This window comes from Psychromonas ingrahamii 37 (assembly GCF_000015285.1).
Taxonomy (GTDB): domain Bacteria; phylum Pseudomonadota; class Gammaproteobacteria; order Enterobacterales; family Psychromonadaceae; genus Psychromonas; species Psychromonas ingrahamii.
Window position 1 is genome coordinate 2,699,925 of record NC_008709.1, and the last position, 13,244, is coordinate 2,713,168.

Below are 13,244 nucleotides of genomic sequence, written 5' to 3' on the forward strand. Positions count from 1 at the left end.
TAATAATGGACAGGGTATATAACACTACTTTATGCCTTAGCTAGCACGTTTGGGGCCTAACACCATCACCATTTGACGGCCTTCCATTTTCGGGAAAGACTCGACAACAGATATTTCCGCCAAATCCGCTTTAATACGGTTTAACAGATCTATTCCTAATGATTGATGTGCCATTTCACGACCACGATAACGCAGTGTTACTTTGGCTTTGTTACCCTCTTCTAAAAAGCGAGTCAGGTTGCGTAGTTTTACCTGATAATCGCCTATATCAGTCCCAGGACGGAATTTTATTTCCTTTAACTGAACCTGTTTCTGATTTTTCCGTTGTTCTTTAACGGATTTAGTCTTTTCATACAAAAATTTGCCATAATTCATGATGCGACAAACTGGTGGCTCGGCATTTGGGCTGATCTCAACTAAGTCTAGATCAGATTCAACTGCCATATTTAATGCTTCTTCCAGTGAAACGACGCCAACTGGTTTGCCTTCTGAATCAGAGAGACGCACTTCAGTCCCGGTGATCTCATCATTCAAACGATGTTTATTGCCCTGTTGTGGGGCTTTTTTTGCACCTTTTATAACCAATCCTCCTAATAAATTTAACGGCGTGTGATGATTTCTTCTTTAATATAAGCGGCAAAATCGTCTACTTTGAATTTACCTAAATCATCACCTTTACGAGTTCTTACAGCAACTTCACCAGCTTCGACTTCTTGATCACCGATGACAAGTAAATACGGAACACGTTTTAATGTATGCTCACGGATTTTAAAGCCTATCTTCTCATTTCTCAAGTCCGAAATGGCTCTAATGCCTGATTTTTTTAATTTATTTACAACTTCGTCGACAAAAGCAGACTGTTTATCGGTAATATTCATCACCACCACCTGTTTTGGTGATAACCATGTCGGATAAACGCCAGCATACTCTTCAGTTAGAATACCAATAAAACGTTCTAAAGAACCTAAAATAGCTCGGTGAATCATAACCGGTGTATGTCGTTCATTATCTTCACCAACAAAAGAAGCGTCTAAACGACCTGGCATTGAAAAATCTAGTTGAATTGTACCACATTGCCACCCACGACCTAAACAATCATATAAAGTAAATTCGATTTTAGGCCCATAAAAAGCCCCTTCACCCGGCAGTACACCATAATTGATATTATTTGTGGTTAATGCATTAGCCAAAGCCGCTTCGGCCTTATCCCAAGTCGCATCATCGCCCACTCGTTGATCTGGGCGGGTAGATAGTTTGACAGCAATATCATCAAAACCAAAGGTTTTGTAACATTCAAATACCATCTGAATACAAGCAGATACTTCGTCAAGAATTTGTTCTTCCGTGCAGAAGATATGGGCATCATCCTGAGTAAAAGCACGTACACGCATTAAACCGTGTAATGAGCCGGACGGCTCGTTACGGTGACAAGAGCCAAACTCGGCCATGCGCAGTGGCAAATCGCGATACGATTTCAGTCCCTGATTGAAGATTTGTAAATGTCCGGGGCAGTTCATGGGTTTAATCGCATAGTCTCGATTTTCAGAGCTGGTACAGAACATATTGTCTTTGTATTTACCCCAATGTCCCGATTTTTCCCAAAGAGCACGATCCAGTATTTGCGGCGCTTTTACTTCTTGGTAGTCATAAGCTTCCGTTTGTTCACGCACATATTTTTCAAGTTCTCGATAAATTGTCCAGCCATTACTATGCCAAAAAACCATACCTGGGGCTTCTTCCTGCATATGATACAAGTCTAACTGTTTACCAATTTTACGATGGTCACGTTTGGCTGCTTCTTCAAGACGTTTTAAATACGCATTAAGTTGTTTTTTGTCAGCCCAAGCGGTGCCATAAATTCGTTGTAACATTTTATTATCTGAATTGCCGCGCCAATATGCGCCTGAGACCTTCATCAGTTTAAAATATTGACAGAATTTCATTACCGGCACATGTGGGCCTCGGCACATATCAATATATTCTTCATGATGGTATAACCCGGGACGATCATCAGGGTGAATACCTTCAAGAATCTCTAATTTATAGCTCTCACCACGCTCTTTGAAAAGCGCTTTTGCTTCTTCTACCGAAACTTTTTCTTTAACCACAGTATAATTAGTTTTCACTAATTCGTTCATACGCTTAGCAATTTTTGCCAATTCATCATCATTGATCGTGACATCAAGATCAATATCGTAATAAAAGCCATTTTCAATCGTCGGACCAATAGCCATCTTAGCATTAGGATAAAGCTGCTTAATGGCATGCCCTAAAAGATGCGCACATGAGTGACGTAAAATTTCTAAACCTTGGTCATCTTTTGCGGTAATAATGGCAATATTAGCATCTTTCTCAATAGGATCACATGCATCAACTAACTGACCGTCAACACGTCCGGCAATACATGCTTTGGCAAGACCGGGGCCGATATCGGCAGCGATTTCCATTATTGAGGTAGTGTTATCGAATTGACGTTGATTACCGTCGGGTAGAGTAATAATGGGCATGCTGTATTTCCTCACAGTGATGCTTCCAACCAAAAAGCATTTGTATAATTGATAAATAAGATGCGCATTTTAAAGGAATATAACGCTCATTAAAAGCGCCAATTTCCAAGGTTCGAAAAGTAGCGTTTAATAGGGGCTGCATTGAAGATTAAAATACTGATAAGTTAGGGGCGAATGACAACCTTTGCCAACCGAATCTGTTAGTTATTTTTTTTTACTTTCTCCTCGGGAGTAAAGCTATTACCTTTAAATAAACTCATTACAGCCTCTTTATTACTGGCAAGGTATAAACCTAACTCTTCCAATTGCTGATCATCAAGCGTTATTGTACTAGCGCCAATAAATTCCGCGAGTTGATCCGCACTGTCTAACATTTTATCGTATGCATCGGCTTCTTTTTTACTGGTAAAGGTCATTTTTTCAACCCCTTTTCTTTCTACAATGTATTTTATGATTATTGTCACGGCGGCCTCTTTAAAATGTGAACTTATTCATGTATTTTTATACAGTACTAAAATCACGCTAAGATTGCAAATTTTTGTTAAATACACGTTTGTTTGCTATCTTTCCCATTAACTAAATAATAATATGAATTTATTCAATGAAAACAATAATCTGCCGGCATTGTGATATGGTTTCAAATGTTTCCCGCGTGCCTGTAAACTACGTGGCTAAATGCTGCCGTTGCGGGGGTCCAATATATAAAAATACCAAGTGCAGGCCGTCGGTGTTGCTTGCTCTCTCTTTAACCGCATTACTGGTAATAGTCCCGGCTTTTTATTTCCCGTTAATTTCAGTCAATTTACTGGGGATTACTGAGGACACAAATTTATTGCAGGGCGCGTTAATGATGCTTGATAATGCACCCGTTGTATCCGCTGCCGTGTTATTTTGTGCTGTCATAGCCCCCACATTATTACTTTCATGTATTGCCTTTAGCAGTGCATGCTTAACCTATAATTACTTCCCAACCTATATGCCAAAAGTGTTATATATCACGCACTCTTTGATTCATTGGTCAATGCTGGAGGTCTATATGATTAGCTTAATAGTCGCTATTTTTAAATTGATGAATTATGCAGATTTATATTTTGGCTCTGGTGTCTATTTTTTTATTACCCTGCTGCTACTTGATATGACGATTATCAGTAATTATAGCAATCATGCTTATTGGGAGCGTTATATCAATGGCAAGTAATCCAATAGCAGGACAAACAGGTTTTAAACAGGGGCTGCAACTTTGTAAAGTTTGCGGAAATCACTCGCCCTATAAAACAGAGCAGACCCGCTGCCCTGTCTGTTTAAGCCCTATTTCTGTGCGCAACAAAAACAGTTTGCAAAAAACCTGGGCATTTTTAATAACCTCCGCCATCTTTATTTTTCCCGCTAATTTATACCCTATTACTTATTTATTAAAAAATAATATACTTTACCCCGATACTATTTTCTCCGGGATATTAAGCTTAATTGAAAGTGATATGCTAACGATTGCAATTGTCGTTTTTATTGCTTCAATAGTGGTCCCTATTTTTAAAATAATGGCATTAACTTTTATCCTGCTTGCCATACAATACCGATGGCGCTTTAGCCATAAAAAACAACTTTGGATATTTAAGACAGTGGATTGGATAGGAAAATGGTCAATATTAGATCTTTTTGTTATTTCAATTATGGTGGCGGTATTTGATAAAGGGCAGTTACTCTCTGTTTATCCGGGAATAGCGGCCTCTTCATTCACTATAGTGGTGTTAACCACCCTCTTTGCTGCAAACAGTTTTGATACGCGTTTAATTTGGGATGCTAAAAAATAATGAACGAACAAGATTCAATGACAGAGGCAACAATCCTCAAGTCACAAACAATATCGCCCATCTGGTTTCTTCCTGCAGTTGCTGCACTTTTGGGTGCCTGGTTTTTATTTCAAAATATAACCCATGCTAATACGACCATTAAAATACACTTTGAACATGCGGAAAGCATCATAGTTGATAAAACGAAACTGCATTACAAAGGCGTGATCATTGGTACTGTCAAAAAAGTGGAGTTGGATGCCACCAGCGGTGTGAATATTATTGCAGAAATTGAATCTCACGCCAAATTTATGCTCCGTAAGAACACCAAATTTTGGTTGGTTTCACCCAAAGCGTCACTCACTTCCATAACCGGTTTAGATACCCTTTTTTCTGGTAGTTATATTAATCTGCAACGTGGTGAAGGGGAGTATACAACTAATTTTATAGCACAAACAGAGCAGCCCATTAACATTCCTGAAAACGCACGGCTCATTAATCTACAAAGTGACAATGCGGATTCTATTAATGTCGGGACACCATTATTCTACAGGAATATTAAAGTGGGTGAAGTTGCCGCGATCCGTTTAGAGCAATCAGGAAAAACTGTCAATATTAGCGCATTTGTTGATGGTGAATATAAACATCTGGTTAAAAATAACAGTAAATTTTGGAATATTAGCGGGTTAAGCGCCAATGTCTCACCAGCAGGTATCGATATATCCCTCAATAGCATCACTTCCTTAATTGCAGGCGGTATTACCTTTTCCTCACCTGAGGACGGTGAAACACTTAAAAACGAGGCTCAATTTCAATTATTTAATAATATTGATGACAGTAAAACAGGGCTCTCTATAGAGCTAATTACAAATAAAATCAATAACTTACCAAATGGCGCCGGCATTTTATTTAAAGGTTTTGGTATTGGCAGAATAACGGATATTCAATATTCTATAAAGGATCAGCAGTTTGTTGTCTCGGCGCTTATTAACCCTCAGTTTAGTGAATTGATCACTGACGGATCACAATTTTGGATTGAGCAGACATCATTCACCTTTGCAAAAATAAAAAATATTGGCAATGTCATTAAAGGGGATTATATTGCTTTTCAACCCGTTGAAAAAAACCAATTAAGCCACCGTAAAAAATCCACACGTTTTCTTATTCAGCAGGCAGCGCCCGCGAAAGCTTCGGTCCTTTCTCTGCTGGTATTAACCGAAGATGCTACCGGACTAAACCCGGAAGCCCCCATTACTTATCAAGGGCTAAAAATAGGGAAAATAACGGCTTTAGATTTTTCAGAAAAGGCTGGGTTTATCGCGGTCCACATTGATATTGACCAGCAGTATCACTATCTAATTAATAAAAACAGCCAATTTTATCTGCTCAACGGGGTAAATTTCAACGCGTCATTAAAAGGGATAGAGGTTCAATCTACCCCCCTTGAAAATTTAATTTCTGGTGGCATAGGCTTGTATAATAAAAAACCGGTTAATCAATCACACACGGTTGCATTTTTAAATAAAGATCAACTATTTAGATTATACCCCTCAAAGGCACTAGTAAAAATGGGCCTTAATGTTTTCAGCCAACCTGGCATTGTTCACCTTTTAAGCAGAGAATTACCCTCTGTGAGCGAAGGCTCTCCAGTTTATTATAGAAAATTGCCGATTGGCGAAGTGAGTGGTTTTTCTATTGATAATTCAGGTTTAATGCAGACCACCCTCAGCATTAAAGGACAATATAAACATCTTATCAATGATCAGAGTGTCTTTTGGAACATCAGTGGTTTTAGTGCGGAAGCCGGTCTTAGCGGTTTGAAAATACAAGCCGAGTCTTTATTAGCCATTGCCGCAGGCGGAATTGCGGTGGGTCCGGGCCATCGGGAGATCGACAATAAACACAGTAATGGTAAATACAAACTTTTTAATAACCAGAAACAGGCAACCACCCCCACGACTTTAATCAGTTTAACCTTTAATCAAGCAAAGGATTTACAAACAGGCAGCCCGTTACGCCTTAAAGGATTAGTTGTTGGTGAGGTTACTAATTTAACACTCACATCACAACAGAAAGTGCAGGCAACGGTCAATCTTAAACCCGAATTTGCCAAGCAGGTGGCACGCAAAGGTAGCCGGTTTTGGATGGTAACGAGTACAGCGAGCTTATCGGGTGTTAAAAATTTATCAACCTTAGTGACCGGGGCCTATATTAATGTCTCCCCTGGTGAAGGGATCTCTGAAAAACATTTTAGCGGTGAAGACTCCGAGCCACTTATTGGACCCAATCAATCCGGATTACGCCTTATTTTGGTTGCAGATAATGCCGGCTCTAGTGACATAAGCAGCCCTGTCTATCACCGCCAAATCCAGATAGGACAAGTAATTTCAAAACGCTTATCCTATAATTCTTCAGGGGTAGAAATCACCGTTAACATAACCCCCAAATATGCCCATTTAATTCGTCAAAATTCTATTTTTTGGCCTGCTTCTGGATTTAACTTAGAGTTTGGTATCACAGGTGCCGCCTTAAAAGCGACCTCTTTAACCTCTTTAATTAAGGGAGGGATAAGTATGAGTACGCCAGATAACCAACCGTTACAACCTGCAAGCGATCCATTGTCTCGTTTTCAGCTAGAAAATGAAATCCAGGAAGAATGGTTAAATTGGAGATTAGCTATCCCTAGACCTTAGACTTAGAAATAAAAAATAAAAAATCCGGCAATATCTTATACCGTGCGTATCTCTCGCGCACATTTAAAGGAATTATAATGCACAGTAAGACCCGACTCCCCCAGGCGTTTATCGATAAGATGACCGGCATTTTACCAAACCAATTGAAGATAGAAGATTTTATAGCGGTTTGCCAACGCCCTCTGCGCCGTGCAATCAGAGTCAATACATTAAAAATATCTGTTGAAAAATTTCAAATAAGAGCACAGGAACAGGGCTGGGTATTAACAGCAATACCCTGGTGCGCGGAAGGCTTTTGGATTGAACTGCAAGAGGAGCCAACCCCACTTGGCAACAGTGCAGAACACCTTGGCGGTTTGTGCTATATCCAGGAAGCGAGTTCAATGTTACCCGTCGCTGCCCTGTTTCATTTTTTCACCCCCACGACACAGTCAATAGTGCTTGATGCGGCGGCGGCCCCAGGGTCTAAAACCACGCAAATAGCGGCAAAAATGAACAACAGCGGATTGATTATCGGCAATGAATTTTCTTCCAGCAGGATTAAAATGTTACATGCTAATATTCAACGTTGCGGCATTAAAAACGTGGCCTTAACACATTTTGATGCTCGAGTATTTGGCAAATGGTTACCGGGCACCTTTGACGCCATTTTATTAGATGCGCCCTGTTCAGGGGAAGGGACTGTCCGCAAGGATAAATATGCCATGAATAATTGGAGTCAATCCTCTATTAACGAGATTGCATCCACGCAGCAAGAATTGATCCTCAGTGCTTTTCACGCACTAAAAGAAGACGGAATTTTAATCTATTCTACCTGCACATTAAGCCACGAAGAAAATCAGGATATTTGTTTTTTCTTAAAAGATAAATTTCCCGAGCATATTGAATTTTTAGATTTGGAAACCTTATTTACCGATGCAAAAAAAACCCGCACGGCGGAGGGTTTCTTACATATATGGCCACAGGTTTATGACAGTGAAGGCTTTTTTGTAGCGGCCATTAAAAAGACCAAAGCCTGCACTGTTGCACCCGCCGTAAAACGTTTAGGTAAATTTCCTTTTATCAGGCCAACCAGACAGAAAGAGCAAGCGCTCTATGAGTATTTCGCCAGCCAATTTGCCATTACAAATATCAAAGGTATGTTATATCAGCGTGATCAGGAATTATGGCTGTTTCCAGATCCTATCAAACCCCTGATTAAGGAGTTGCGGTTCTCGCGCTTAGGTATCAAGATTGCCGAAGAATTTGGTAATGGTCGCAAATCAGGCTTTAAAAGCACGCATGAATTTGTAACTTGTTTTGGTGATTCGATAGACGCTCACAAATTGGAACTCAGCGCTGAGCAGGCACAAGAATTCTATCAGGGTCGTGATATTCGCGATATTGACGCTAAGGGGTTTAAAGGTGAAGTCCTATTAAGTTATCGGGGGCATGTAATTGGATTAGGAAAATCACTTGATAATCGCATTAAAAACAGTTTACCGCGGGAGTTAATTCGTGATAATAATTTATTTATAAAATAATCTGTTTCTAAAATAATGCGTCTTTAATTTTACAGTTTACATTATTTCACCCCCTATCTTTTAAAAAAGCGAGTTAACAAAATGTTATTTATTTTAAAAAAATGGATTGGCTCTTTGCTGATGCCGCTGCCGATAGTATTAATGCTTTTTTTGTTCGCACTTATTTTACTGTTTTTCACACAAAGACAGAAACTCGCTAAATTTAATTTATTAGTGAGTTTTATCCTTTTATTTTTATTGAGTTTTATGCCCGTGTCCGAACAACTGGTGCAGCCATTAGAACGTCAATATCCGCCTGTGATGCAGCCGGCACAGAACTTCAAATATATTTTAGTATTAGGCTCGGGCGGTATTGCAGATCCAAGTTTACCCGTAACGGGGCAATTATCAGCAGTGGCATTAAGTCGATTCGTTGAAGCGTTGCGTTTGTATCACGCAAATCCAAATGCAACTCTGGTGGTTTCCGGTGGTAATTTTGGAGATATAAAATCTCACGCATTGTTAATGCAGGAATTGGCAATGGCAATGAATATTCCTAAAGATAACATTATCCGCCTAGATAATACCTTAGATACCGATGACGAAGCCAAACAGATGTCGAAAATCATCAAAGGGCAATCAGCTGTTTTGGTAACTTCTGCGACGCATATGCCACGCTCAATGGGACTTTTTAAGCAATATAATGCATTTCCCACCCCTGCGCCGGCTGACTATTTAGCCAAAAAACGCGAAGGTGAAACGCCTTATTATTATTATATTCCCTCATCTAACTACCTTGATAAAACAAAAGTTGCCTGGCATGAATATCTTGGAAAATTACAAAATATAATCACAGAGCAGCTTTAAAAATCAAAAAAAAGATAAGCATTGCTTATCTTTTTTAAACTTATTGCCTTAAGAGTGAAATTTATAATAATGGTGCATTTTACTTAACAACTACCTGCACAACAGCCTGTATAACAACCATATGCTCACCATTAAAAGAGATGGCTGGTGAGCCGTAGAGTTCATAACCCTGCGCTAATAATTTAGTAATACGTTTACAAAAATCAGCATCATCTTTACCTGTGACTAATTTGTATTTTTGTTCTGACATCTTCATTTCCTTTTTTAATAACAGTATTTATCTAACAATTGGCATAGGGTTACTCATTAATAAAATAAATTGAAAATATGCCCCCCCTGCTTAGTACTCTTATATAAATTTTTTGGCATTTTTGAGCAGTTTACTCAATATAGGCGCCTTTTAATATCAGAAAACGTTCAGGTTAGTACCTAGACAGGAAAAAACAGGGCATATTTACCACCTTGTTTGCCACCGCCTATTTTTTAAGGCCGGTAAACCTTAACATTGTCAAAGCCAGATTCTTTTAAATACAACGCCTGCAGCTTGCTCATTACACCGCGAGCGCAATATAAAAGGTAGATTTTATCCTGCGGCAGTGTTTCAAACTGGTTAGATAATTTAAAGAAGGGCAAGTGTTCAATAGTAACTCCCTCAATATCAAGCGGGGATTCTTCTGCTTCATCTAGCGATCGAATATCTAAAACAATTTCATTTTCTGCAAATTGAGAGACAGACTCAACTTCTAATATTTCTTTGTGTACCGCTTTCGCAATATCACGAATATCTATTGTGGGCGCTTGATTAACAACCTGTTCGATTAGTGACAGATCAAATTTTTCTTCCTGCTTCTCAATTTTTCTCATCACCGCTTTGACGGTTGGACGCTGCGAAATAACCCCACAATACTCGGGAATAGTTTCAGAAATTTCGGCTGTTCCAATAACCCGGGCGCAATCGACAATATCCTGCTTATCGGTCGCAATCAACGGCCGCAGAATAAGCATATCAGAGACTTTGTCGATCACCGATAAATTACGCAGTGTTTGACTGGAAACTTGACCCAAGGCTTCTCCGGTAATTAGTGCCTCGACACCTAAACGTTCCGCCATAAGGGTTGCAGCACGCATCATCATACGCTTTAGCACAACGCCCATTTGACCATTTTCTACTTTTTCTAATATTTCTGCGACGACAGGTTCAAAGGGAATTGAAATAAATTTGACCCGATGTGATGAGCCAAAACGATTCCACAACTGATAAGCAACCTGTTTAACGCCTATCTCATGTGCACCGCCGCCAAGATTAAAGAAGCAGTAATGCACACGTGAACCGCGTTTAATTAACTTATAACTTGAAACACCGGAATCAAAACCACCAGAAATTAAAGATAAAACAGATTCTTGAGTCCCTAATGGGAAACCGCCTAAACCAGGATGTTTTTTATCAATAAAGAAAAGTTTTTCGTTATTAATTTCTAAATTAATCGTAATCTCTGGCCCTTTTAATTTCACGCCCAGCGTATCAGTGTGCTGATTTAAGCCGCCGCCCACATAACGCTCAGCATCTATTGAAGAGAAATCATGTTTACCGATGCGTTTAATACGCACACAAAAGGTTTTTCCATCGAGTGAATCACCCACCATAGCGAGCGTTTGCTCATAAACGTCATGCAAATCTGTATATACAGATTCGGTTACTTCTAAAAAGTGTGCAATACCCGGCGTACTGCTTAATAATAGAATCAAATTGGCTTTATTTTCGGCGCTTTCATTTTCGGTGCGAACAATGATCTTATCCCATTCCAAAATAACTTTAACCTGTTCATCATGACGCGTTAATACATTACGGATATTACCCTGTAATATTTTGCTGAAACGATTACGAACAGGACGACTTTTCATCATGATTTCGGGAAAAAGTTTTACGATAAATTTCATTGTGGCCACTGTGCTGATAAATAAGGTGGCGGACTATAGCAAATAGTTTGACAATATTCACTTCTATTAATCAGGAAAAAATGAGATCGAAAATATATTTGCTTACTGTAGCCTCTTATTTTTAATAAGATTTATGGGAGAAAGATAAAACAGTCTTTTATTTAACTTGTAACGCGTTACAGCTGATTTCACACTCGCCCAGCTCAGTCGCTATATAGAGCGTGTCTCCCGCAATAGTGACCGAATAATCCATGGTACGTTTGACCAACTTCGCTAAAGCCTTTATCTGTTCAAAATTAAACTGATAAACCTCGACATTATTAAGTTTCCCAAAATCCGTTAAGGATTGTTTCCACCAGACCGCTGATTTGCTGTTAAAACTATAAACCTTAACAGCTTTGGCTAAACGTGACGCTTTTTTAATTCGTTCAAAAGCCGGCTCACCGAGATCAATCCATAATAAAAGTTGATCATCTAAGCTTTTTGCCCAGATATCCGGATCATCCGCAACCGACAGCCCTTTGGTAAAGCTTAAAAACTCTTGTGCATTAAGACAATAAGCCATCACACGCGCCATCATACGTTCTTGTGTTTCTGAAGGATGCTGGGCAACGGTTAGATTAAGGGTGTCATAACGATCATTATTAAGATCCGATAGATTGATGTTCATTTTAAAAATTGTCGGTTTCAGTGCCATTATTTTTCCAATTTAAAGAAAAAAGCCACGTTTCAACGTGGCTTTTTATTTTTTATTTTGCAGTTTATTTATGCAACGGGCATCTTAGCCAGTTCTGCACAGACCAGATCACCAAATTCAGCGGTACTAACAAGATTAGCTTCGCCTTCTTTAGAAAGATCCGATGTTGAATAACCGTTTTCAAAGACAGCCTGCATCGCAGCCCAAAGGTTTTTCGCCTCTTTCTCCAACCCAAAACTCATTTCCAGCATCAGTGCAACTGAACCTATCATTGAATAGGGGTTTGCAATACCTTTGCCTGCGATATCTGGTGCACTGCCGTGTGAAGGTTCATAATAAGATTTGTCAGGACCTTTACACGCCGATGGCATTAAGCCTAAAGAGCCCAAAATACCGCCCCCCTGATCACTTAAAATATCACCAAACATATTTTCCATGACCATTACATCAAACATACCGGGGTTTAGACAAAGGTAGGTAGCAGCAGCATCAACCAGAATATTTTTAACTTCAACTTCTGGATAGTTTTTGCTCTCTTCTTCAACAATTTCATTCCACAGCACGCTTGACTTTAAAACGTTTGATTTGTGAATATTATGCATCACTTTTTTACGTTTCATTGATACTTCAAAGCCGACTTTGACTATCTGACGGATCTGATCTTCGTCATATTCAAGGACTTCACGTACAAAACGTTTACCGTCTGCATTAACACCCATCTCTTTTTCGCCAAAGTATAAACCACCCACTAATTCACGGATGATCATAATATCAATACCTTCACCAATAACAGAGGCTTTTAATGGCGAAAAATGTGCCAGACCTTTTGGTAAGTAAACCGGACGGAAGTTAGCAAAGGTATTGTAACGACGACGCAGCGGTAATAATGCACCACGTTCAGGTTGTTCATCAATAGGGATTTTTTTAGAATCTTCGTGATTTAAGCCAATTGTCCCTTTTAGAATCGCATCCGCTTTATCACAAGCCGCTTTAGTTTCATCCGGAAAAGCATGACCCATTGCAAAATAAGCAGCTGCACCGAATAAAACATCGTTAAGTTCAAAATTAACGTCTTCGTTACGCTGTTCAATCAGTTTTAATACTTTAACAGCTTCCTTCATTACTTCCGGACCAATACCGTCACCTGCCAGTAATGCAATGTTATATGTTGTCATTTTATTTCCCTAAATAATGAATGTCTTCTTTTGTAAAGTATCATAAGTAAAAGCCCCCCTAGTTTCAAACCTAGG

Annotated in this window: 12 protein-coding genes; 5 read left to right on the plus strand and 7 right to left on the minus strand. The window is 39.2% G+C overall.

Annotated features, from left to right (window positions below; genetic code table 11):
• Positions 1–36: 36 nt before the first annotated feature.
• The 3 genes from infC to PING_RS11445 form a co-directional block, all read right to left on the minus strand.
• Positions 37–579, minus strand: a complete 543-nt coding sequence (infC, locus tag PING_RS11435; protein WP_041767198.1) for a translation initiation factor IF-3 — start codon at positions 577–579, stop codon at positions 37–39.
• Between the two features lie 20 nt (positions 580–599).
• Positions 600–2,507, minus strand: coding sequence for a threonine--tRNA ligase (gene thrS, locus PING_RS11440; protein WP_011770520.1), 1,908 nt, complete (start codon positions 2,505–2,507; stop codon positions 600–602).
• A gap of 200 nt (positions 2,508–2,707) precedes the next feature.
• Positions 2,708–2,971: a YebG family protein gene (locus PING_RS11445; protein ID WP_041766431.1), complete on the minus strand. Its 264-nt coding sequence runs from the start codon at positions 2,969–2,971 to the stop codon at positions 2,708–2,710.
• 137 nt (positions 2,972–3,108) lie between these two features.
• Between PING_RS11445 and PING_RS11450 the strand changes: the two genes are divergently transcribed.
• The 5 genes from PING_RS11450 (at position 3,109) to elyC (ending at position 9,359) form a co-directional block, all read left to right on the plus strand.
• The gene (locus tag PING_RS11450; RefSeq protein WP_011770522.1) at positions 3,109–3,705 is read left to right on the plus strand and encodes a paraquat-inducible protein A; all 597 of its coding nucleotides are present in this window, start codon (positions 3,109–3,111) and stop codon (positions 3,703–3,705) included.
• Positions 3,695–4,318, plus strand: a complete 624-nt coding sequence (locus tag PING_RS11455; RefSeq protein WP_011770523.1) for a paraquat-inducible protein A — start codon at positions 3,695–3,697, stop codon at positions 4,316–4,318. The genes PING_RS11450 and PING_RS11455 overlap by 11 nt, the downstream gene beginning before the upstream one ends.
• Complete coding sequence (locus tag PING_RS11460) at positions 4,318–6,990, plus strand: MlaD family protein (RefSeq protein ID WP_011770524.1); 2,673 nt, start codon at positions 4,318–4,320, stop codon at positions 6,988–6,990. The genes PING_RS11455 and PING_RS11460 overlap by 1 nt, the downstream gene beginning before the upstream one ends.
• Before the next feature lie 77 nt (positions 6,991–7,067).
• Positions 7,068–8,513 carry a 16S rRNA (cytosine(1407)-C(5))-methyltransferase RsmF gene (gene rsmF, locus PING_RS11465; protein WP_011770525.1) on the plus strand — a complete coding sequence of 482 codons (1,446 nt, stop codon included), beginning with the start codon at positions 7,068–7,070 and terminating at the stop codon, positions 8,511–8,513.
• 81 nt (positions 8,514–8,594) lie between these two features.
• On the plus strand, positions 8,595–9,359 hold the full coding sequence (gene elyC / locus PING_RS11470) for an envelope biogenesis factor ElyC (protein ID WP_011770526.1): 765 nt from the start codon (positions 8,595–8,597) through the stop codon (positions 9,357–9,359).
• A gap of 79 nt (positions 9,360–9,438) precedes the next feature.
• Here elyC and PING_RS20035 read toward each other — a convergent pair whose 3' ends face one another.
• From PING_RS20035 to leuB, 4 genes are all read right to left on the minus strand, one after another.
• The gene (locus PING_RS20035; protein ID WP_083761758.1) at positions 9,439–9,609 is read right to left on the minus strand and encodes a DUF1737 domain-containing protein; all 171 of its coding nucleotides are present in this window, start codon (positions 9,607–9,609) and stop codon (positions 9,439–9,441) included.
• 233 nt (positions 9,610–9,842) lie between these two features.
• Complete coding sequence (gene thiI, locus PING_RS11475; protein ID WP_011770528.1) at positions 9,843–11,297, minus strand: tRNA uracil 4-sulfurtransferase ThiI; 1,455 nt, start codon at positions 11,295–11,297, stop codon at positions 9,843–9,845.
• Positions 11,298–11,454: 157 nt separating this feature from the next.
• A complete protein-coding gene (locus tag PING_RS11480) occupies positions 11,455–11,994 on the minus strand; it encodes a YaeQ family protein (protein ID WP_011770529.1) in 540 nt (179 codons plus the stop codon).
• Between the two features lie 68 nt (positions 11,995–12,062).
• Positions 12,063–13,169: a 3-isopropylmalate dehydrogenase gene (gene leuB / locus PING_RS11485; protein ID WP_011770530.1), complete on the minus strand. Its 1,107-nt coding sequence runs from the start codon at positions 13,167–13,169 to the stop codon at positions 12,063–12,065.
• Between the last annotated feature and the right edge of the window lie 75 nt (positions 13,170–13,244).